Genomic DNA, 25909 nt, shown 5'->3' with positions numbered 1-25909 from the left:
TCCCTTGGGATAACATCAGTAAAGGAAATATCAAATCAATTGAACGCTCTGCCAGCGCCCTCCTATGAAATCGCAATCGCTCGAACGGTTTTGAATGCGCCTAAAACTGTCCCGGAAGGCCCGGCGTGGCGACGGCGCCGGGGACCTCAGGTCCTGTCGGCAAGCGCGGGACGACTGGCGGAGTCGGCATCCCCGGCATACGAGGCATGGCCGGCGCGCCGGGAAATCCAGGAGCCTGGGCGCCGGGGTCTATTATAGCGGGGTTTCCCGCCGCAGGCTGGCCCGGAATCGATGCGGGACGAGGCGCGCCTGGCTCCAAACCGGGATTGATCGGCGGCGCCGGCGACAATGGGTCGGCGGATGCGGGATCCGGCGGTAACTCAGATCCCGGCTTGGGGACCATGGGCGAACCGTGATTCGCCGCCATACGCGGCAGCAGCAGAGCGACAATGGCTTTGTGCGCCGCGCCGTAATTGAGCGCGGTCGCGCCCTGCTTTGTCTTGGCGTTGGCGTCCGCTCCTTTCGCCAGTAGCATTTTGACCAGCGGCGCGCTTCCCGAATGTGCGACGAGCATCAGCGAAGTATTCCCCAGACGGTCGGCGGCCTTCACGCTTGCGCCTTTGTCCAGCAGCATTCTCGCGGTCGCGGCATCGCCTGTCCAGCAGGCGGCCATGAGCGGTGTGAGGCCCTGCGTATTTCCCACGTTCACCCGCGCCCCGGCTTGCAAAAGCGCTCCCACGATTGCCGGACGACGAGAGCGCGCCGCCACGAGCAGAGGGGTCGAACTTTGCCGATCGGATATGTTCGGCGACGCCCCATTGGCCAGAAGAAGGTGAACCAGCGCATCATCGCCCAGGGCCGCGCCGATCATTAAGGCCGAGCGCCCCAATCTGTCCTGCACATTCACTTTCGCGCCGTGCTCAATCAGCATCCGCGCGCCGATCACGTTTCGCAGCCCCGCGATGACCATCAGCGGCGTGACGCTGCTTCTGTCCCGGACATTGACATCGGCCCCATGCCCCAGCAGCTCTTGCAGAACCGCATTCACTCCGGATCCTCCGACGCGCCGGCGATTGCCGCCAACGATAGCGGCCAAAAGCGGCGACGCCCCATCCCGCGCGCCTACAGGGTTGACGGACGCTCCCGCCCCGATCAGCGCACGCACCGCCTCCACGTTCTCCATCGCCGCCGCCATCGTCAGCGGCGCCACGCCTCCATGCTGCGGCGTATTAACGCCGGCCCCATGCCCAATGAGGAGCCCCATCGCCACGACATCATTTCTGACCGTCGCAATGCCCAGCGGCGTAAACCCAGCCGCATTGCGCCCATTCACTGCCCCACCCTGCTCCAGCAGGAGTTTGACGAGACCATCCGCCCGCTGCCCCACAGCCACAACAAGCGCCGTATCCCCATGCCGATCCACCGCGTTGACATCCGCCCCTTTATCCAGCAGCAGCTTCACGACCGCGCCATTATCCTTGGCCGCCACCGCGTAAAGCAAAACCGACGTCCCCGCCTTATCCCGCGCATTCGGATCCGCACCCTGCGAGAGAAGCCCCGTCACATGCTGAACGTTACGATGGAACGCCTCCACGATCAGCGCCTGGTTTAGCTGCGCCTTCGTGGGTGCCAGCCGCGCCACAATACGCCGGACAGGATTGTGCGCGGGGGTTACGGCGCTCAGGGGAGATGTGAAAGGAAACGTGGACGACGGCGCGGCGGGCGTTAGTTGTTGAGCGTTGGCTTGCGATATCGAATTCGACGAGATGAGAGCCAGCGTTAAGAGGAGAGAAATGGGCAGGTTTTTGATCGCCTTCCGAAAAATAATCATTGTGGATAAATGCAGGGGAAAGTCCAGATATTGCTCATCGTCCGCGAGTTATTGCGAACAGCATGTTCGTTATACACTTTTGTCATTATCGCCCCAACTGAAATGGCGTAAAAATAGCGAGTATAGATATATTGGAAGCTTAAAAGATAGAATTCCGGGCTATAGTTTACAAGTAGTTAAGTAATCCAGCATTCTCCAGAATGGATCTCTCCTACAATACTCGACCTAGTCTTTGTGATTCACGACATTCATTTTGTCAAATCGTTATAGGTGGCCAAGGAGGCGCGGATGTGATCATTGAATCCAATGGGGTGTGGTGTATAGTCACTAATCTGCGCCGTGATTTTCGGAATAGCTTCCATGGTGTACTGAAGCACACCATTAATCGCCTCAGCAATTTTCGTAATCTCATCTTCCCTGGAGATTTCCCACTCAGTAATATACATATCAAGAATTAATAGATTATCGCCGCTAGGTATCACTTCGTCCGGCCATCGTTTAATTGTCTGTTCAATATTAATCCGATAAGGAATACGGGGACCAAAGAATATACCAGTATCGATATACCATTCAACAATCGGTGTTGTAAAAAAGCGACTATCTCCCCCCGCCTTTTTTACGTTCTTTCCAAGTGTGGACTTTAGCGCTGTTACAACCTTCGTCGCCATTGATCCTCGCTTAAGTAATTGATTATCCCTTACAATTTGCTCTTGAAGATACAAACGATTACTCTTACTAATACTATTTACCTGTGCACGTGTATCACGCGCCAATCTGTCTTCGCTCCGAGACAGAGTTTCTCCTAAAACGGCGAAGGCAGACGACATGCCCCATCTATCAAGAGCTCGCATACGTTCGATCTGTTCATCCTTACTGTATTTCTCCATAACTTCGACAAACGCCAAAGAATCGACACTGTTCGCTAATCTGGCAAGAGGAAACCCAAATAGAACTTGACGTTCTCCTTCGGCAATCCTCCAAAGATATTCGGCAGTCAACTGCTGGCGTCGGCGTTCTTCATAACTCATATCTTATCCTCAATTTTTTAATGTTAGACACAAACGCACTATATGGCACCACCAGACATCATCGAATTAATCGTTGCGATGCCCAAATAAAGAGCTGCGCCAGCCGTTACATACGTCGCAGTCGCGGCGATGCCATAAGTTAATTTATCGCTAATACTAAAATCGTAAGCATCGGAAAAGGTAGTAGCTGTAACACCACCAAGACCACGTTGTTCATTCAGAATATCCAAGTCGTATTCACCGTTTGCTAATCGCTGTTTTATTCTTACAGATTCCGTAAGGTATTGCTGTTCCCGCACTGCTGCATTCTTCCATTTCAAGCTTATTGGTCTATAACCAATGACACCAACTAATGGGGGATATACCACAGCGATATAATTGGAAAAGTCTTTTCCTCCAATTGATGGTAGTGCTTCTGCAATTGGCGCTCCGCCTTCAAAAGGAAAAATATATCCAGTAGTCTTGCCCAGATTATTTAACATAGGTATGTGCCCTGGAACCCATGTCCCATTTTGGTTGGGTGGAAGATTCAGAGCATAGGCATATAGCCCAACTACAGCGAGCCCTTGCGCGTACCCATTTATTGTAGCTCTCTTTACATCATAAACAAGCTTATCAGGAACATCAACCATATCGGGACGTAGCTTGCTAGCCAATGTTTCTTTGTCTCCAAAGTCAACTGTAAAGTCAGCACCATTAAAAAATGTATCAATGAAGCGTTCTGTTATTCGACCTGGCCCCGATCGCATAAAGTCAGTTTCCACCACTTGATGAACGGATGTACCCAAATGCCACTGGAAAACCAGCCATGGCGGAGCCGAACTCAATCCCGAAGGATCAGCGAGGTCTGTCGGATCATCATTAGCATATATATACCGATGCAACGACATTGTAGCCTGGATGTTGCCCTGATAGGGATCCTGGGTTAGGAAGCGCCCGGTCGCTGGATTATAATTCCGAGCTCGCATATGATAAGTAGCACTGGTACTATCAAACCGCTCCGAATGGAACAAGAAGTCAATCAGGTCCGTTCCGGAATGCATAACGTTTCCATATGCATCGTAGGAATAAGTGTCAGTTGTATTTCCAGAACCATCCATGAGCGAACGTGTGCTACCACCCGCATCTTGGAGCGGGTAGACAGGAACCGTATTACGATTAACCAGCAACAGCATATTGCCGCCATAATCATACCGCCCAAGAAGATTATTGCTTCCGTCATACTCTTCGACAACATGGGACGACGATGTGAACGGGTTGACAACATATGTGACTGTTCCGCTGGGTGAAACAGTCTGCACAAGATTGCCATCTGCATCGTAAAGATATGTTCGGCTCGGCGTCACACCATCAGTAGAAAGTCCAACAAGCTTGTCGTCGAGATCGTAAGTTGCAATCTGGTTATTAACTTTCGTTTGGTTGCCATTGGCGTCAAAGGTCGAACCATCATTTGTGGGTCGGTCGTTTGCATCATATTGATAAGATACATTTCCCGCTGATGTTGACGCACCAACCCGGTTACCAACCATATCATAGCTATACGTGTTGTTCAATCCCGGTCCGGATTCTGATACCAATCTACTGCCCGAATCATACTTATAATTTTTTGTTCGAGTTCCCGTCCCGTCGGATTCCGTCACAGCACTTAATCGACCATCAGGTTGGTAAGCATATATAAAGGACGAATTGTTACTATTGGAGATACTCTTGATATTACGCATCTGATCGTAACTCACAGATGTAATTATGTTGTTTGGTCTCTGTAGTGACGCTAATTCGCCTAGTCGATTGTAAGTGATCTTGCTTACAAGGCCTCCTGGATGATCTAGCTCTATCAGTCTATTATTAGCATCAAATATGGATTTGACTCCAATTGGCGCTGTTGACGGTGTCGTCAGAATAGTTGGATTACCCGCTGGGTCATATGTAACGGACACGGTGTGAGCAGGCTGAGAGCCAATTTGAGTAGTAATGGAGTTCCAGCGATGCATAGCATCGTAACCATACGTAGTTACAACATTACCATGTATAGCCTGGTGCTTTGTGCCGTCCGTATTATAAGTCAGGGAGGTAATAATATTGCCTCCCCCATCCAGCTTAGCCTTTAGAGAACCGGTGATTGGATCATACTGATAACTGGTCGTGTGTCCATTAAAATCAACTTGGAGTATAGGTCTGCCGATTACGTCGTACTGCCACGATTCCGTCTGCCCGAGCGGAAGTGTTTTACTTGCCAAACGGCCTTCCGAATCGTATGAGAACTTAGTTGTATGCCCATTTGCGTCGGTTTGCGCGATCTTCCGGCCCAATTCATCGTAAGTGAAACGTGTTATCGCTCCAAGGTGATCAGTCACTGAAACCGTATTGCCATTTGCATCATATGCCATGCTGGTCGCGCGTCCCAGTTCGTCCACAACGCTGGAAACCCGTCCGAGAGAATCAACGAATCGACTGAAAGATCCTCCATTAGGATGCACAGTGGAAATCAAATTATCCTCTGCATCATAACTCATAGACGTTGTATTACCTGCAGGATCGTTTTCCGAAATAATATTGTTATTCAGGTCATATTGTATGGTTGCAGTATATCCCTTACCGTCCATGACAGCAACTTTTCTACCCAACGTGTCATATGCATACGAAGTTTTATTTCCATTTTCATCGGTTTGCGCCACTACGTTTCCATTAAGGTCATATTGCGTGGAAGTTTGAATTACTCCTCCAAGGATTAGATTCGGAAACAGATTTCCATTAGCATCCAATGGTTGCTCTGATGTACACCGCCCTAGAGTGTCATATGTTCTCTGAGTCCCTAAGCCTGTTCTTCCTACAATCTTAAGTATTCGACCGTCGGCATCGTAATATGTCGATGATTTTGTACCATCCGGATAGATAGTCTGTGTCGGTTTCCCTTGAGCATTATACTGATAACTCGTAGTGCGCCCTATGGCATCAATTGTATGATCCACTGCGCCAACTGAATTATAAATAGTTTGGAATATCGCCCCATTACGCGATGTCGTCTGTGTTAAGTTGTGATTACCATCGTAAGAATATAGACTGCCCGTCGGCACGACATTCCCAGTTGCATCGGTGTATGAACTCGACTGCCCTATCAAATTTCCGTCCGTGTCGAATTGCTGAACCCTAATATGACCAAGCGGATCCTTAACCTGGATTGGATTGTGATTTTGATCGTAATTATAAGATGTTGTCTTTCCATCAGGCGTGGTCATTGAGCTGACTGTACCGTCAAGATTGTGCGTATACCGGGTAACGTTTCCTAATGCATCTATGCTGGCTGTCAAATTACCATTTACGTCGTAAGAATTCGTCGTTCTTACTCGTCCAATAGGATCAGTCTGTGTCAACTCCTCACCGTACGCGTTATAAGTTGATGTTGTCTTTACCACCGTTTTACTGCTGTCGCTATTGACTAATGCATCACTTACACTCGTTTGATCTCCTGCGCTGTCATAAGTATAGCTGGTCACGTTACCGAGAGGATCTGTTTCTTGAAGCACCTTGTCTGGATTCGTCGGATCAGTGACATTAAAGGCATAAATCCGCGTGACCGGAGTATTTGTGTGCGTCGCATCAGTCAGATATTGAGTAGTTTGAGTTATATTGCCGTAATTGTCGTAAAGCGATAACGTTGGGTTGCCAAACCCGTCGGTTATAACCTCACCAGTTGGGGGGACAACACTGATTGGGCCCGTGCTAGGTTGAGAGCCACCGGGTTCCATAGTGCTGTTGTAATAGTAGTAAATTCGTTGACCAACAGCGTTCTGAGTATAATTTAGACGACCATCTGGGTAGTAGTTATTTTGGATCGGCATTACGCCTTGCGGGTTATGAATGCCCGTCACATTATGCTGCACGTCGTAGTCGTAAGTCGTCGTGTTCCCCACTCGGTCCGTGGCGCTTGCGAGGTTACCATTTCCATCCTGACCGTAACGGAACATCTTGCCCATCATGTCCGTGATGCCGGTGATGTATAGTCCAGCACGGGCGATTGTGATGGAGCGACCGCTGGCGTCGTGGATGCCGGTGCTGTCGAACGTGACGATATTGCCGTTGCGGTCGGTGATGCTCAGCAAGTTGCCGCCGGTGTCCACCACATAGCTCGTACCGTTGTGGAGGGTCAGGGTGAATCGCTGCGGGTCGTAGGGCGTCGTCAGATCGCTTTGGTAGAGCTGAACCGGCTGGTTGTTCGTAGACGAGTTGTGCAGGTTCGGATCGGTCTTGCCGTTCACCGTCGTGTCCGAGGCGCTTACCACGAATACATCGTTGCTCATCGGGCCGGAGGTGTCCGACGGGGTCAGCGTCGCCTTCGGGCCGGAGATTTGCTGATAGATGACGTGCGTGTCCAGCGTGTCGGCGAACGCCTGGTACTGCGACTGGTTCGGGCTGAGCGTCTCCGCGAAGCTAAAGACCTGATCGCCCGGCAGCGTGATCGTGACGTTGTGCGCGCGGATCGGCTGGAGGACGTACGTCAGACCGAAGCCGCCTCCCGTGTATGTCACCTGTTCCCAGTTGAACGCCGAGATCTCCGGCTTCTGGACTTTCACGTTCGTCGTGCTCAGCGTCCAGCCCACCCCGAAGTCGCCGCCGTCTTTCTTGCGGCTGTCGTAGGTGCGGATCACGCTGATCGGGATGCCGGCGATCGGGATTGTCATATCCGTGTAGGACAGGGTGAAGTAGCCGATCTTCTGGTGGCCCTTGATCACCACGTAGTTGTCGGTCAGCGCCGTCTTGCCGTCCCGATCGTACACAGTCAGGCGGATATCGTACTGGCCGTCCAGCATCAGGGACGTGTCCAGTGTGGCGAGCAGGTTATTCGTGATCTGAGTCGTGCTCGATGCGAAGGTTGTCCAGCCGCTGCCGCCGATCGATTGATAATCCAGCACCCAATAGCCGAACGCGCCGCCGGTGGCGGTTCCGTTGATCGGAACCTGGCCCATCGCCTCCGCGCCGTCCCCAGGCGAGCTGATGATGGCGACCGGCGCGGCGGCGGACGTCGCGGTGTTGATCGTGAACGCGGCGGTGGCCATGGGGCTGGGAAGCAGCCCCGTGGCGTACGCGACGGCGTGCACTACGTAGGTCGTCGCGCCATTCACGGGAGCGAGCGGGAAGGCGGCGGTGTAGCGCGCGCTGTTCGTGGTCGGAACGCTGCCGTCCGTGGTGTAGAAGATCACGGAACTTGGAGTCGAATCCGAGATCGTGACGTTTTGCAGGCCCGTGAACGTTCCGCCGTTGGGCGTGATGACGGGGATGGCCACGGCGGATTGACTGCTTACCGTCACATGCGCGGCGTTGGAGGTCGTCGAAACCCCGTTGCTGTCCGTGCCGACCGCGCTGAAGGTGTAGCCGCCGGGCGTCACGCCTGAAACGGTGTAGGTGTAGCCGTAGGGGCCGCCGTTGGGCGTGTCCACCTCGCCGACCTTGGTGCTCGCCCCGCCGTCGGGCAGCTCGTAGAACTCCACCTTCGTGATCGTTGCGCCGGCGGCGGTCGCGGCCGCCATCGCGAATAGCGGAACGCTGCCCTGGCCCACGGTGGATCCATCGGCGGGAGACATCAGCTGGACGTTCGGCGCGCTGCCGCGCAGGATCACGGTCACATGAGTTTGCGCCGAGGAGTACACGCCGGTCAGCGGCCCGGTATAGGCGGTGACCTGGATCGTGTGGTTGGCCGCCTCAATCGCTCCCGTCGCGTTGAACGAGACGGTAGTTTGGCCAGCGGGCACGATCACGGAGGCGGGAAGCGGAAGGGTCGCCGGCGACGTGCTGGTCAGGCCGACAAGCTGGCCGCCTGAGGGCGCCGGACCGCTGACGGTGACCGTGCCGACCGTAATCTTGCCGCCAACCACCGAGGAGGGGTTGAATGCGATCGCGGTCACGAGTACGGGCGTCGTGTTCGCTGGGCCGACCGTCACCGTTATCGGAACGGATGTGGTGATCAGGCCATTGCTGTCCGTGGCCGACGCGGTGACATTATATGTTCCGGCCGCGACATTGCTCCACACGAGACTGTACGGAGTCGTGGTGTCCGATCCCAGGGCCACTGGCGTGCTGGATCCAGCGGGTGTCTCAAAGAACTGCACCTGCGTGATCGTGGCTCCCACCGCGCTGGCGGTTGCCTGAAGCGTAATGTTTGCCGGCGCCGTGAAGCTGGTGGTCTGGGTGGTACCGTTGAAGGTCGCGATGCTGACCGACGGCGGAGTTCCGGTCGGGTTGATCGTCAGCGGCGCCTGCAGGGAAGTCCCGGCCAGCGATGCGGTAATGAGGGCTTGTGTCCCCGTAGTTACGGCGGTCGTGGTGATCGGGAACGTCTGGCTCAGCTGCTGCGCGGGCACGGTGACTGTGGACAAAACCGTGGCGCTCGGGCTGCCCGACGCCAGATTCACTACCGTACTGCCGGACTGCTTGCTGAACAGCGTGACCGTGCCGACCGATGCGTTGCCGCCAACGACCGTACCAGGCGCGATGGTCAGGCTGGCGAGCAGTGAGGGAGTCACGATCAGCTGCGCGGTCTTGGAGACAGCGCCCAGGTTCGCGGTTGCAGTGACCGTGGCGCCGGTTCCGGTGGGCGTAACGGTGACCGGGAAGCTGTACGCGCTCTGGCCGGCGGGGACCGAAACCGTCGGCGGAAGCGACAATAGAGACGGTGTGTCCGAATAGAGGTTGACTGGCTGGCCGCCGTTTGGCGCGTTGCTGTCCAGCGCGATCGTCGCCATCACGGTCGCCCCGCCCGCCACGGTGGACGGGGCGACCGTCAGCGACAGAAGATTGGGCGTCGCCACTCCGACCGTGGCCGAAAGGTTCACGGTGTAGGGGTTGGTGGCGCTATTGTTGCCCAGGACAATCGTCCCCGAGGCCGCTCCGGCGTTGGTCGCATTGAAGCGCAGGGTGAACGTGGCGCTGCCGCCCGCCGGCACGAGGCTCGGCATGACGCTCGTGATCGCGAAGTCTCCCGTACCCGTCGCCTTGGTAATCGCCAGATCCGCAAGACCGGTATTGTTGATGACAACGGTCCTGGTCAGCGGCACGCCGATGGGCGTGCCGCCGAAAGCGATGGAGCCGCCCGACGGTACGGAAGTACCAGCCGGATTCGCCGTGGTAGGATCGACGCCCAGCTGCATGATGGGCGTGGCCGCGCCAGTCGTACAGCGCATGGAGAGCGTGTAAGGCCCGGTTTGCGACCTTGGGAAGCTGGTCGCCTCCACGGTATAGGGCGTACCGGCGATCACCGGCCAGATGATCTGTGAGTTGGATGTCAGGTTGTTGCTGTCGTCGTTGAACACGAGGACGTTGCCGGTCTGGTCCAGCAGCGCCACATAGGCGTCGAAGCTAGTTGAGCTCAGAGAGAAAACGACCGTTTCATTCTGGGCGGGCGTAAAGGTGTAATGATCCGCGTAGTGTCCCGCGCCAAGCGCCGTGGACACGCCGTCGGCCAGACTTAAGCTGCCCGTGACGACCTGGCCGCAGTCAATGGGCTGCGTCGTAAGCCCGGCTGTCACCGTGATCGTCAGCGACGCGGAGGTCGTCACGGCGCCGTCGTTGTCCGTCGCCACCGCCGTCAAGACGTAGGTGCCGGCGGGAACGTTGATCCAGGTCATCGTATACGGAGCGGCGGTCGCGGAGCCAATGGGATTGCTGACGCCGCCGGAGGTCGCCAGGAACTGCACCTTGGCGATCGTCCCATCCGTATCGGCGGCGGCCGCCGTGATTGTGATGTTGTCGCCGGTGTGGAAGGCGGTCACGGTCGGCGCGGTCAACGAGACCGTCGGCGCCACGTTCTTAATATAGGTCGCCATGGCCGTCGCGCTGGCTGCGGCTCCCGGCGCCGTCGCTGTCGCGGTCAAAGTCGTGGTCCCGGCGGCCGTGATGTTCAGCGGCGAGCTATATGTCTGCGCTGCCCCGCCGTTGAGCGTATAAGTGATGACCGCGCTGGGCGTCGCCGACCGGATCGTAACGTTCAGCGAGTTGTTGAAATGCCCGTTCGCATTGGGAACCGTCACCGTCGCATTGGTTGCGGGCACGATCGCCGTCGCGGTGATGACCGGGGCATCCGTGACCGATTGCTGCGGCGTCGCCGACACAGTGTTCGAGCTCGTGCTGCCTCCGGGGCCAATCGCCACGACATAGTAATAGTATGTCGTGGTATTCACCGCAGTCCCATCGGTGGCCGAAAGCCCCACAGTCGAGCCGATGGACCCAAACCCGGTGCTCTGTGAGGTTGAGCGCTGCACGGAGTAGCTCTTCGCCCCGGTCGAAGCAGTCCACAACAGCAGGACGGAGTTATTACCAGGCGTCGCGGTCAGCACGGGAGCCGTCGGCGGCGCCAGCGGGGTCGCGAAAAGAATATTCGAAGACGCCGTCTCTCCGGCGCTGTTCACCGCCGTCATATAGTAGTAGTACGTCGTGCCATTGGACAAGCCCGTGCTGTCCGTATACGCCAGCGGAGTGAGCGGTAACGGGGAAGCGTTGATCTTCACAAAGCCCGCCGTGCTCGAAGTCGAGCGGTAGACATTATATCCAGTAGCTCCGGTCGACGCCGCCCAGGTCAAATTCACCTGCGCGTTACCCGCCGCCGCCGTCAGCAGAACGGGAACGGCGGGGACAACCTGGGGCGTTAGCGCGACTTCGTTGGAGAAGGCGCCGGCAGCGAAGCGGTTGATTCCCTTGACTGTGTAAAAGTAAGTCGTACCGTTGGTCAAGCCCACGCCCTTATTCGTGTCAACGTAGGCATTCGTCGTAAGCCCTGTCACATAGGGATTAAGCGGGTCCTCGGTCCCAGCGGTCAGGCTGCGGTAGACGTTGTAACTCGTCGCGTTCGTACTAGGCGTCCAGCTCAACGACACCTGCGCGTTGCCGCGTACGCCGGTCAGCGTCGGCGCGCTCGGCACGCCAAAGGGCGTCACCGAAACGGGACCGGAGTAGCCAGTATTGCCAGATGACGTACTAGCCGTCACAGTGAAATAATAAACCAGTCCGTTGGTCAGTCCGGTAACTGTCCTTGTTGTCGCACTGGTAGACGCAATGTAAGAGCCAATGGGCGCCCCGCTTTGGTTGGTGACGTAGATAAAGTAGGAAGACGCTCCGGCCACCGCGTTCCAGTTCAGCGTCGCCTGGGTATCTCCCGGAACCGCTGTCAGCCCCAGAGGAGCCGCAATCGCGGTCACATTGCCATATGCCTCGTTTGACGCCGAGATCACCTGACTGGAGGAGTTGAGCGCCAGCGCATAATAGTAGTAGACGCCGCTGGTCGCGCCCGGATCCGTATATGTCAGACCAGTTACGCCCGTTATGACAGGCGTACCGCTCTCCGCTCCTGATGCTGTACCACGATAGATATTGTATGTCGCGGCTCCTGGGGCGGTCGACCAGTTCAGGATGATCTTGCTTGCTGCGCCATACGCAGTCAGGTTGAACATGATCGGGACGGCCGCCGGCACGACATCGAAGTACGAAGTCAGGATTCCGGAATCGGAATCCTGATACGATGCTCGATAATCGTTGCCAAGAGGCGCGCTTGGAGGCGCGGTGACGGTCAGCGTATTCGGATTGGAGCCGAAATTCGCCGAGACATTCCATCCATGCTTCATATCGTTGCTGGAATAACTCGACGAAGCGATCAGATTGCCCGAATTATCAAGAACAACCCAGCCGCCGTAATTCGCTCCGATGTTCGTATGGTCGAGCGCTCCGAAGGTGAGCGTTCCGCCTTGAGGAACTTGCGGGTTCGCCGCCGCCGCATGCGCCTCGGCCGACATGGCGCTCGATCCCGTGCCGTTCACCGCGACAACCTTATAATAATAGGTTGCTCCGTAGGTTAGCCCGGTTCCGTTATTTGTATCCGCGTAACTATTCGTGGTGACGCCAGTATAGGTGGGAGTGCCGACGTTTTCAGTTCCCGGCGTTTGGACTCGGTAGATCGTGTAGCTTGCCGCTCCGGAAACCGCCGTCCACGAAAGATCGATCCGGGAATCACGCCCAATCGCAACCAAATTGGTGGGAACCACCGGAATCGCCGCCGGGGTGACATCAAAGACAGAGCCATCGTTGGGCGTCGCACCGGAGACGTAGACAACATACCCCACAGCCACCGGCGCGGCGAGCGGAGCGGAGACCGTGACATTGGTTCCCGAGAGCACAACATTCCAGCCATTCGGCGCGCCATAGTTCGTATCGCTGCTCGCGATGATATTTCCGCTCGGGTTCTGGATATACCAGCCGCCGCTCGGGATCTGCTGCGAGAACTGAAGCGCGAACGTATTGGAACCGTTTTGCGGCACCGTCGGATGAGCGCCTAATGTACCGGTAGTAGACCCAGAGATGGTAAAGCGGAAGTCCGGCGTGGTGCTGGCTCCCGAGTACGTGGGGTCATTGGTCGAAAGAATGATGGATCCCGACGCCGACCCCGCCGCGTCAAAGCGAACCACGAACTGCGTCGATTGCTGAGGCAAAACTGGACTGGACATGACCTGCGGAACACTGAACCCGCCGGGAAATTGCATCTGGCTGATCAGCAACGGCGCATTACCAGCATTCGTGATCGTAAACGTCTTGCTCACTGGCTGGCCGATCGGGGTCGGCCCGAATTGCAGCGATGCCGGAGTGCTATATGGGTTCGTCGAATATTGAACAGCAACGCCGTTTCCGACTGTAACGACCATTTGCGGCGCGAGGTCGGTGACTGGGCAAGTCACCGCCAGAACATAGGCGCCCGTGGCGTTCGGCGTGAAGGAAGTTGCCTCAACGACGTAGTTACCGGTCACTGGGAAGGTATAAGTGATCTGCGATTCCCAGGTAGCGCCCTGCGGCGTGATGTCGTCATTCGTGGCGAGGACGTTACCTGCGGAATCCTTGAGGATCAAATACGTATCGAACGCATTCGACGTCATCGTGATCGTCTTCGTCTCGCCCGCATTCGCCGTGACCGAATAATAATCCGCGTGGAATCCCTGCCCCAGCACGACGGAAATGCTGCTGTAGGTGTTCAGATTGGCGCCTGAGCTGACGAAGCCGCAAGGGGCGTTAATCAATACAGGCGGCGTCGAGGGTTTGACAATGAAGCTTGCGACGGCGATGGCGCTATCCGTCCAGCCTGCCTTCGACGCGTATGCCTTCACCGTGCAGCTGCCCGTGAGCGTGAATGGAGCGCTCGCGCTATAGACTAACGAATTCTGATTTGGGGTAGAGCCATCCAGCGTGTAGTGGATCGTGGCGCCCGCCGTAGAATCGGCTAATGTCACCGTAACAGAGTCGGTATAAGTACCGCCCAGAGGTGAAATCGTGGGCGTATTGACAATCCCCGTGATCGGAGTGGCGGACGCCTCATTGGAAGACGCGCTCTCACCAAAGAGATTCACGGCCGTGACGACATAGTAGTAAGTCGAGCCAAAATTAACGTTCCGGTCAATATAACTCGTCGTCGTCTGATTGGCGAAAATGGTCGTGTAAGGACCGCCCTTGATTTGTGAGCGTTTGACGTTATAGCCCACTGCGCCGGTTACGGACGTCCAGGAGAGCGTAACATAAGGCTGATAGGCGCTCGTTTGTCCCGGTGTGGCGGTCAAGTTCAATGGCGCCGCCGGCGCCGCGCCTCCACCGCCGGTTGGAAGAACTCCCAGCGTGGCGACGCGATAGCCGTTATAAGAAGCCAGGATCGGCGTGGACGTCACAACGGCCGGGGCCGATGTGGCGATGGAGAATGTCACGCTCGTCTGTCCAGCGGGTATCGTAACGAACGACGGAACGCTGACGACGCCAGGATTGCTGCTCGTTAACGTAATTGTCGCGTTGCCATAAGGCGCGGGGCCATCCAGGGATACAACGCCGGTTAACGATGCGCCTCCGGTCACGACCGCGGAGCTCAGCTGCAACGGCCTGAGAATTGCCGTCGTCGCACTAGACGGAACGATATTAAAATACGCCGACCCCAGCGGAGATCCGTTGACCCGGACTTCGTAGTTGATGTCCGCAGCGGCGGATGGCGGCGACGTTACCGTCACACCGTTGTAGATAGTATGGTCCGCCTCGACATCCCAGCCGTTTGGCTGCCCCGAGGACGCCACAACCTGTCCATTGTAGACAATATCCCAGCTGCCATTGTCAGGGTGATCAGAACCGTTCAGAACAAGATCGAGAGCGCGGCCGTCGGCAATGGAAACGCCGCCAGCCGGGGCTGTTTCGAACGTCAGAATGTTCTTCGCTTGCGGCCAGCCATACTGCGGGCTATCGCTCAGAACAGTGGAGGGGCCACAGAGACTGCGAAGCTGGTCCACCAACTGTACCTGGTAGCGAGCGCCAAGGCCAAGCTGAATGTCGTCCAGGTAAGGCTGCGGTAAACTTAACGTCCATCGCGCCAGAGTATCCGCGCCGCTCGCGGGGTAGGCGCTCGGCGTGCCGAAGTTCTGGACATTTTCCAAAATTCCGCCCAGCAGCGGGGTAATACTTTGAGAGACTGAGTTGATGCCCCACTGCAAGTCGAACTGGCTTCCGCCGCCTACAGTGATCTGTCCCGCGCGCTGCATCTGTCCCGCCAGCACGGAGCCGTTGATTCCTTCCGTATTGAAGGTAGCGTTCTCCACAGACCCGCCGATGGTTCCCGAGGCGGCAGGACTAAACGCCGTATAGTAGGGCGTTACGCTGTGGTCCGTCGACGCCTGCTGCGCCGTTCGGTGAAGCATATCGTCGCGGGTATAAATGGCTTGCCCGGGTACGCCGAAAGTCCCTCCAGGAGGAGGAATCAGACGCATGATCCGATCGGTTTGACTGAGTAAGAAAGTGCCGTTGCTGGTGTCCACTCCCGTTAAGTCGCCGCGAGACCCGCCTTGCGCGATGGGGATCTGATCATGGTTGGGGCTATTCAGATCGATTTCCGTGACGGTTCCATCGTTATTGTTAGAATACAGCTTTCCAGCCAGCGTACCGGCTCCGGCAGCCATACCATCGGGTCCGTCGGTCACTGAGATGTTGAGAATACTATTGGTGTTGAGATTGGTGTTGCTGGTATCGAATCCTTGAGCGCCATTATGAACGGCGGCATAGACATAACGGCCATCGGGAGAAACGGAGATTCCGTCAGAATACGAATTCACCACATGCGCCAATGTGACGACGGGCGCCGTCAAATCGAACGGGTTGATATCGAGAATTGACCCATTATTGTTTGATGTGACAACGTGATGAGTGACCGGATTAACCGCAAGTCCCAAACCACCCGGGCCGTAAATCTTCCGCTTCAGAGTACCATCGGGGTTGAGCTCATTAATATCACCGCCATCGAAATTCGCATAGACCGAAGCGCCATCGCTCGCGAGGCCGAAGTAGTTAATGGACGAACTCAAAACCGAACCGGACGCTGCGCTCTGATTATCGACATCCGTGGGGAAGATAAAGAGCTTGCTCATTGACCAGTCAGCCACATAAACACGGCCTTGCCGGGTAACAGCGATGCCAAATGGGCCTTCACTGTTAGAATTTGGGAAATTGGTAGCAAACGTAGTCAGACGGAATCCCTTGGCGATTCCCTCAGGCGTCAACGTAAGGCCGCCCGTGACTTGAGGCAAGGCGACATTTGCAATTTTCCCAAAGGAGCCGCGCGATCCCGGTGAGCCGACCGGACCAACACTGAATGAAGCCGAAGCCGCAGGGTTGGGACCTTGCGCGGACGTGCGGATTCGATAACCAGTCGCGACGACGGCGTTCGCGGGCGCCTGAACGCTAAAGCGATAGGGCGCAGTTCCATTGGAAGAGTAAGTCCAGCCATTGGCGCCCACGACGCCGGATGCAACGACGGTTCCGCTCGCGTTGACAATATCCGTGCCGAAACTGCCGACAGGAGCTTCTGATCCCGTCATACGGAACGTCACAGCCGCGCCGCCGGCGGGAACCTGGGGATCGCCGTCAAAGGTCAAGGAAGCCGCCAGCGATGTTCCATGGGATGTCGCCGTGATAGTCGCCGTGTTTTGGCCAGTGGTCACGACCGGGAAGGAAACGCTGGTGGCTCCAGGCGCGGCGCCGACCGCGCCAGGAACTAAAACCGTCGCGGGCACGGTAACGGCGGGATTGCTGCTGGAAAGAGCGATGATTTGACCGCCGGCGATTGCCGGACCGGAAAGCGTGACGGTTCCTGTCAAGACGCTTGCGGAAAGCGAAGCAATCGTCGGAACCGTACACGCCACGACATCGACCACCGTTACGGATGCGGTTCCATTGATTCCGCCGCTCGCCGCCTGCACGGTCGCCGTTCCCGAAGTAACACCGGCGCTATACATCCCGTTGCTGTCGATGCTGCCCACGCCGGTGGGAATGGACCATGTAAATGTCGGCTGCACGGTAAACACCGCGCCGAACTGATCCTTGGCCGACGCCGTGAACTGCTGCGTCGCATTCACGTTCATCGACACGGGGTTGGGCGTCACGGCAATGCTGGTGACGATCTGGTTCACAGTGACAGAGACACTGTTGGTCGCTGTTAAGCCGCCGGTATCGGTGGCGGTGACCTGGAAGTTGTAAACGCCGGGCTTGGTGAAGGTGGCGATGCTGCTCTTGGCCGCGTTCGTTCCGTTGGCCGAGAAGCTCACCGAAGCCGGCGGAGTCCCCGTCGTCACCCACGTGTACGTCAGGTTCGATTCCCCGCCGTCATCACTGCCGACCGCCGTCAGCGTCGTTGTCGTCCCGTTGACCGGGTTGGGACTGGCGCTGGCCACTACGCTCGGAGCCCCGTTGGACACCGTTACCGATGCCGAGCCAAAGACCGCCCCGCTCGTTGCCCGGACGGTCGCCGTTCCCACCGTGGCGCCGGAGCTGTAGATCCCGCTGCTCACGATGCTGCCCACGCCGCCCGTCTGAACCGACCAAGTAAATGTCGGCTGAACCGTCAGAGCAACGTTGTTCTGGTCCTTGGCCACCGCCGTGAACTGCTGCTGGACGTTGAGAGCGAGCGCGACGGGCGTGGGCGTGACGACAATCGACGTGAGGATCGGGTTGGCGACCACCGTCAAGTTGATGGTCGCTCCATGGCTGACGCCGCTGGACGTTCCCGTGATCGTAACCGTCGCCGCTCCGACCGTGGCGGTTACCGCCGCCGAGAAGGTCACGACGCTCGTTCCGGTCGTCGGGTTTGTGCCGAAAGTCGCCGTGACGCCCGTGGGCAGACCCGACGCGCTCAGCGTGACGGCGCCGCTGAAGCCGTTCAGGTTCGTGACGGTGATCGTGCTGGTGTTGGTCGCGCCCTGGTTGACGCTCAATGTCGCCGGCGAAGCGGCCAGGCTGAAGTCCTGCACCGTGACCGAGGCGCTGCCGTTGACGCCGGCGCTAGACGCACGCACGGTCGCCGTTCCAGAAACGCCGCCCGCGCTGTAAAGACCGCTGGCGCCGACGCTGCCCACGCCGGTCGGAACGGACCAGGTGAACGTCGGCTGCACGGTGAACACCGCGCCGAACTGGTCCTTGGCCGAAGCCGTGAACTGCTGCGTCGCATTCACGTTCATCGTCACAGGGGTCGGCGTGACAGTAACGATCGCGACTGTCTGATTGACCGTCACGGACACGCCGGCAATTCCTGTCTGGCTGCCCGCGTCGGTGGCGGTCACTTGGAAGTTGTAAACGCCGGGTTTGGTGAACGTCGCGATGCTGCTCTTGGCCGCGTTCGTTCCATTGGGCGCGAATGTTACCGACGCCGGCGGAGTCCCCGTCGTCGCCCATGTATAAGTCAGGTTCGCTTCCCCGCCGTCATCACTGCCGACCGCCGTCAGCGTCGTCGTCGTCCCGTTGACCGGGTTCGGGCTGGCGCTGGCCACCACGCTCGGAGCCCCGTTGGACACCGTCACCGACGCCGAGCCAAAGACCGCCCCGCTCGTTGCCCGAACGGTCGCCGTTCCCACCGTGGAGCCGGAGCTGTAGATCCCGCTGCTCACGATGCTGCCCACGCCGCCCGTCTGAACCGACCAGGTGAACGTCGGCTGAACGGTCAGGGCCACGTTGTTCTGGTCCTTGGCCACCGCCGTGAACTGCTGCTGGACGTTGAGAGCGAGCGCGACGGGCGTGGGCGTGACGACAATCGACGTGAGGATCGGGTTGGCGACCACCGTCAAGTTGATGGTCGCTCCATGGCTGACGCCGCTGGACGTTCCCGTGATCGTAACCGTCGCCGCTCCGACCGTGGCGGTTACCGCCGCCGAGAAGGTCACGACGCTCGTTCCGGTCGTCGGGTTTGTGCCGAAAGTCGCCGTGACGCCCGTGGGCAGACCCGACGCGCTCAGCGTGACGGCGCCGCTGAAGCCGTTCAGGTTCGTGACGGTGATCGTGCTGGTGTTGGTCGCTCCCTGATTGACGCTCAATGTCGCCGGCGAAGCGGCCAGGCTGAAGTTCTGCACCGTGACCGAGGCGCTGCCGCTGACGCCGCCGCTCGCCGCCTGCACGGTCGCCGTTCCCGAAGTAACACCAGCACTGTACATCCCGTTGCTGTCAATGCTGCCCACGCCGGTGGGAACGGACCAGGTGAACGTCGGCTGCACAGTGAACACCGCGCCGAACTGATCCTTGGCCGACGCCGTGAACTGCTGCGTCGCATTCACGTTCATCGTCACGGGCGTTGGCGTGACGGCGATCGTCGTGACCGTTTGGTTCACCGTGACGGCCACCGCGCTGGTCGCCGTGCGACCGCCGGTATCGGTCACGGTGACCTGGAAGTTGTAGACGCCCGGCTTGGTGAAGGTGGCGATGCTGCTCTTGGCCGCGTTCGTTCCGTTGGCCGAGAAGCTCACCGACGCCGGCGGAGTCCCCGTCGTCGCCCAGGTGTAAATCAAGCTCGCTTCGCCGCCGCCGCTGGCGCCAAGCGCCGTCAGCGTCGTCGTCGTTCCCGTGACAGGGTTCGGACTGGCGCTTGCCGCCACGGAGATGGTCGGCCCTGCATACACCAGCAGCGAACCTTGCCGGGAGCCATTAAAGGTGGCCGTGACGGGAACGGACGTATCCGTCGCCGGTGTCACTGTCGTCGCCGTGAAAGTTTTCGTCGTGCTGGAAACGATGTTCACGCTGGTGGGAACGCCAACGATCGAAGTATTCCCACTCGTCAAGTTCACGGTGATTCCGACGGATGGAGCCGCCGTGCTCAGCGTCACGGTCCCTTGAGAAGTCCCGCCGCCGAACACAGACGCGGGAATAAATGTCAGGCTGGTAATGGTGGGAGGCGTGACTGTCAGAAGGGAACTCGCGGAGCTGCTGCTTGCGCTCAGCGTGGCGGTGATTACGGAGGTGGACTGGGCCGCCACTGGCAAAGCATTCACCGTAAATTGGCCGCTGACTACCGCGCCGCCCGCGACGCTGACGCTTGTCGAAACCGTCGCCACCGCCGTGTTGCCGCTGGAGAGCGCTACGGTGAGCCCCGCCGCCGGAGCCGCGCTGCTCAGAGTTACCGTTCCTGTCGTGGACTGAGTGCCTTCTAATGTTGGGCTGGCGAGTGAGACAGCGATCACTCGCGGCGGCGTGATCGTCAGAGTCGCGGTTTTTGTTACCCCGCCGGCGACGGCAGTTATGGTGGCGCTGGTGTTCACCGCCACGGCAGGCGTTCCGATGCTGAACGTCGCTGTCGTCATCCCGGGCTGAACGACAACCGGCGAGGTGATGGTGACTCCGTTGTTGCCGGTGACGTTGACGCTGAATCCGCCAGCGGGAGCCGGCCCGCTGATCGTGAGCGTTCCCGTGCTGCCGGCGGCTCCTTCCACACTTCCCGGACTGACGGTGACACTGGTCAAAGTCACGGCCGGAGCGGATGCGAGAATCGTGCAGGATGCGCCGGCGCTGCCGTTCAGCGCCGCCGTTGTTGTGAACGGCGTGTTTGCGGAAACAGTCGTGGTATTGACGGTAAAGACCCCTGTTTGACTTTGCGCGGGGATGACGAGGCTCCCGGTCGTGAGACCGCCGGGAAACGTCGCATGGGTATTGCTGCTGGTCAGCGAGACGGTGACGTCTTGGGGAGTGACCGTATTGAGCGTAACGGTCCCCTGCAGCGAGGTTCCGCCGGCAACGCTGGAGGCGTTCAGCGTCACGGACTGTACCGAGACCGGCGTTAATGTTAGCAGCGCCGACTTGGTCACACCGTTGTAAGCGCCGGAGATCGTCACTTGCTTCGTCGTCGCAACCAGATTTGAGTTGACCGTAAAGATGGCGCTGGTCTCGCCGGCGATGATGTTTACGGTTCCAATGTTTGGACTCGCCAGTGTCGAATCACTTGTCGATAGCGCAACGGTCAAGTTAGTCGGCGCTGGGTAATCCAGCGTGACCGTTCCCGTGACGTAACTTCCGCCGACAGTCGTGGAAGGATTCAGGGTGACGCTGTAGAGACTTGCGTTGCTGCTGGTGACCGCGCCATTGCCGGCGATCTTGATCGTTTCGCCGCCGCAGATGATCTCTCCGTTGATCACGCCGCCTTCGATATCCACATTGCGCTGCAGCGCCAAAATGATTCCATAAATCGTGGACTGCGGCGTGTTCATTTGCACGTCGTCGGAACAGCCATGCCCAAGTCCCTGAACGTTGAGCAGGACATCCGTCGCACGCAGCCCTCCCGCAAGCACAATCTTGCCCCCGTGCAGGCTTAACGAGCCGGAGATATTCAGAACGAACGAACCGCCGGTCGGCGCGCTGAGCGTCAGAACTTGATTGTTATTGAGCGAAATATCGCCAATGGACACGACGTTTACGCCGGTCGTTCCAGTAATCGTGGTGGTCGAGGTGATGGAGCCATAGGCAGACAGCGTCGACGCTAAGGCCGAGGCGTTGTGCGCCGCCGCAATCGCATCCGCGCGCGCTTGCTTAAGCTGATTGTCTAACGTCTTGCTTCTCGGAGCAACCCCGAGATGGAAGGGAGCGGATTTTTGAACGGAGCCGCTGGAGTTGATAAACGCAGCGCCGGATACGTAGACATTATTGCTAGCGTAAATATCTCCGTTGGCGGCGATCCCAACATTGGCGGGAGTTGGATTAGTGGCGTTACTAGAGATTGTGGCGTTGCCGCGAAGATCCAAATCGGTATGACAGCTCGGCGAGACGCCTCCGATCCCGAGGATCGCCCAGCTGCTGGGACCAGCGGAGCCCAGAGAGACAGGCTCGGTCGGCGTGGTGCTGGCGCTGATGGGACTGCAATAGGCAGAATCTCCACAAGCGCTTGTAGCGCGCACACGGTACCAGTAAGTAGTGGCGGGCGACAAACCCGAGTCCTGGTAAGTTGTCGTTCCGGAGATCCCGATCTGCGACCAGGACGCGTTCGGCGGAGCCGTATTGCTGCGCTCGATCTTATACGACTGAGCGCCGTGTACTGGCGCCCATGTGAGATTGATCTGGCTCGACGACGTTATGAACCGAGGAGCAACTTTGACCTGAGGCTGAGCGCGCATGATTTGCAGCGCGCCCATCGGCGCGACCACCGTCATGTCCAGCGTACTCATCGGATCCGGCTCGCCCGCCAGCCCCGTCGGAGCATCCGGCGGAGCCGTAATTTGCGGAGTAATGGACGCCTGGTTTGAGGCGCTGCTTTCGCCGGCGGCATTGATCGCGGTGACGACATAGTAATATGCGGTCCCGTTGGTAAAGCTGGTGTCTCCGAAATTTGTATCCGTGGTCGTGGCGATGACGGTGTAGGGACCGCCGGATGTCAACGAACGCTTGACGTTGTACTTATCGGCGCCGGCCGAAGACGCCCATATTAAATCGATCTGCGTGGAGGTGGAAGCAGTCAAGCCGATCGGCGCGGCAGGGACCGTCGTCGCGTTCGCGATGTTGCTGTAGGAGGAATTGCCTCCAACGCTGCTGGCGCGAACCTGGTAAAAATACTTGGTCCCCAGGGCAAGGCCGCTATCTGTATAGGTTGTCGTCAGCCCAGGCGCGGCGATCTGGCTCCAGCTGGATACGCCGTCGGGACTGCGTTCCACCAGGTATCCTGTCGCGCCGGCGGCGGCCAGCCAATTCAGGGCGATCTGCTGATTCGTAGGCGTAGCGGTGAGACCACTGGGGGCTTGCGCCGTTGTGGCGGCGCTAGCCTCATTGGATGGACTGCTTTCCGCCGCGGAGTTCACCGCAGTTACTTTATAGTAGTAAGTGACGCCGCTGCTCAGCCCACCATCGGGATAAGAATCGTCGATGACGCCGGTGGCTATCGGCGTGGCCGACTCGCCGCCAGGCGTTGTCCCGCGATAGATATTGTAGCTGACGGCCCGTGCGGCGACCGTCCAGGAAAGGTTGATCTGCGTGGGCCCGCCGCTCACTGCCGTTAAACCCGTCGGAACCGCAGGTGGAAGAGGCTGAGTATTGATAACCGCCTGGTTAGAGTTCGGTCCCGCGCCGTTTGTCCCCACCCCATTGACAACATAATAGTACGCTGTATTGTCAGCCAAGCCAGTATCCGTGAAACTGGTGGAAGTCAGCCCGCTGGCAATGACAGTATATGGACCTCCGCTGACAAGTCCACGTGAGACCGTATAACTGGCGGCGCCGGGAGAGGCGCTCCATGAAAGGACGGCTTGCTCAAATCCGCCTGTCGCCGCCAGCGTCGGCGCAACGGGCCCGCCGACCGTGACAACCAGCGTCGGCCAATTCGCATTGCCCTCGCGGGAGGTGAATATTCCGGCGTTGCTCGCTGTCGGCGTCGTCGTCATGGCCAGAGCCAAATTGACCTGCCCGACTCCCGCCGCCTGCTGAGCTTGGATATATGATGTCACATCCCAATTATAAAAATTCGTTCCGGTGGTGAGGCTTTGCGTATTGAGCGGCGCGCCCAGCAGCGGCGCATTAGCCCAGGTAATTCCAAGTTCTGTCCAGCTATTGTCGGCGACAGGGTACACGGAGAAGTTGTCGGACGTAATGCTTGGGTTCCCGGTGTTATTGTAACCGCCCGCAAGTTTAAGACTTGCACTCGTGATTGCGCCGCCGGCCCCCGAAAGATCAAACTTGAAATACAAGATGTGGCGGTTGCCTTCGGGAAATCCACTGTAAAGCGTGATGTTGTATCCGGCATTAAGGCTTGGAATGGATTGCGTGGTGCATGCATCGGCGATTGCCACCAGGCCATTCGAGGCGGCGGTCACCTGCGGCGTCGCCGTCGCCTGATTGGAGTTCGCGCCTTCGCCCGACGCATTCGTCGCCGTAACAATATAATAGTAAGTCACGCCGTTCGATACGATTGGATCGGTGAAGGATGGGCTTGATACCGTGCCGGCCAGCCCGTATGCTTTGCCGTATGCTGTGCTGCGCTTCACGCTATAGCTGGTGGCGGATGGGACGGCATTCCAAGACAGCGCGACTTGATGGTTGCCGGCGACCGCATTCAACCCTGTCGGCGCCAACGGCAGCGTCGTCAGCGGCGTCGCGGATAGCTCAAGAGATCGCGTGCTTTCCGCGTAGCCATATCCCGACGAGCCGTTGGCCGCGCTGACCTGATAGTAGTAGACCTGCCCGTTTGTCAGGCCATTGTCGACATATGTCAGGCTGTGATCGGTGATGACGGCGATAGGCGTCGCCCCTTCGCCGCCGCTCGTCGTCCCGCGATAGATATTCGAGCGTACACCGCCCAGGGAAGCGCCCCAAGAGAGCGTAATCTGCGTATTTCCTGCCCGCGCGGCCAAGCCGATTGGCTGTGAGGCAGGCTGTGCGTTTACCTGCGCAGACTGCCCGCTTTCGGAGCCGTTGGAGCCGACGGCGGAAATTTGGTAGAGGTAAAGCGTGCCGTTCGTGAGACCAGTATCGACGTAAGGATTGCTGGTCACGCTGTAATAGGTCGGGGCGTAGGACTGGGGATTTGCGAACGTATATCGGTAGATATTGTATCCGACAGCCCCGGTAACTGGCGTCCACGAAAGTGTGATCTGGCTTGTCTGCCCTGTGGCAACCAGATTGGTCGGCGTGGCGGGCGCAATCCCCGGAGTGGCGCTGGCCTGGTTGGAGTTACCGCTGGTTCCGCCGACATTAGTAGCGGTGACAACATAGTAGTAAGTCGTCCCGTTTGTCAATCCGAGATTCTGGTAATTCGTGGCGGTAACGCCTGAGGCGACGGTGGTGGAGTAAGGGCCGCCAGACGCCGTTCCGCGCAGGATTGTATAACTGGCCGCTCCAGTTACGGTCGTCCAAGACAAATTGATGTGCTGATTGGCGGCCACGGCGACAAGATTCGTCGGCGCCGTCGGCGCGGCCATTGGGGTTGCAGTCACTTCCGCCGATTGCGTGCTTTCGCCGCCGCTATTGGTGGAGCTAACCTTGTAGTAGTAAGCTTGACCGTTCGTCAGTCCAGTGTCGGTGTACGTCACGCTTTGATCGCTGATCGTAGCGATCGGAGTAGCGCTCTCACCACCGCTCGTCGTTCCCCGATAAATTTTGGAGCCGGCGGCGCCGGCCCCGGCAGTCCACGAAATCTGTACTTGCGGACTGCCTGCGGCCAAAGGCGTCGCAGTCACTCCTGTCGGCTGTCCGATGGGTGTGAGCGCCGGGCCAGCCGAATAGTCACTCTCAGCCCCGTTTGATCCAACCGACGTTATGTAATAGGAATAGGATGTTCCATTCACGACGCTGCTATCGACGAAGGGGTTACTGGTGACATTATAATATACGGGGGCGTAAATCGAGCTGACGCCTCCGCCGACCCGGTAAATATTATATCCGACTGCTCCAGACACCGCCGTCCATGAGATAGTAACCTGCCCTGTCTGCGCCGTGCCCACAAAGTTTGCCGGGATCGCGGGCGCAACTCCGGGCGTCGCGCTGGCGACATTAGAATCGCTGCTTGTTCCACTCGCGTTGACGGCGGTGACGACATAGTAATATGTCGTCCCATTCGTCAATGACGTATTCGTATAGTTTGGATTTCCGATCCCAGATGCGAGAGTGAGGGAGAAGGGCCCCGTCGCGGCCGAACCACGGCGCACGGTGTACGTCGTGGCGCCCGAGACGGCTGTCCACGACAGTGTCGCCTGATGATTCTGCGACATGGCCACAAGGTTCGTCGGCGCCGCCGGAATCTGTGCGCTTGCTTCTCGTAATCCCGCATAGA

At 58.1% G+C, this 25909-nt stretch carries 3 protein-coding genes; all 3 read right to left on the bottom strand.

What is annotated here, in order from left to right; translation table 11 throughout:
* Window positions 1-100: 100 nt before the first annotated feature.
* Window positions 101-1642, bottom strand: a complete 1542-nt coding sequence (locus D5261_RS07125; RefSeq protein ID WP_165864680.1) for an ankyrin repeat domain-containing protein — start codon at window positions 1640-1642, stop codon at window positions 101-103.
* Window positions 1643-2079: 437 nt separating this feature from the next.
* The gene (locus D5261_RS07120; protein ID WP_119325126.1) at window positions 2080-2859 is read right to left on the bottom strand and encodes a hypothetical protein; all 780 of its coding nucleotides are present in this window, start codon (window positions 2857-2859) and stop codon (window positions 2080-2082) included.
* Window positions 2860-2897: 38 nt separating this feature from the next.
* Window positions 2898-25847 carry a fibronectin type III domain-containing protein gene (locus tag D5261_RS07115; RefSeq protein WP_301002435.1) on the bottom strand — a complete coding sequence of 7650 codons (22950 nt, stop codon included), beginning with the start codon at window positions 25845-25847 and terminating at the stop codon, window positions 2898-2900.
* Window positions 25848-25909: the final 62 nt, after the last annotated feature.

This window comes from Capsulimonas corticalis (assembly GCF_003574315.2).
In the GTDB taxonomy this organism is placed as follows: domain Bacteria; phylum Armatimonadota; class Armatimonadia; order Armatimonadales; family Capsulimonadaceae; genus Capsulimonas; species Capsulimonas corticalis.
The sequence above is the reverse complement of the archived record's forward strand: the minus strand, read 5'-3'. Positions and strand labels throughout refer to the sequence as shown.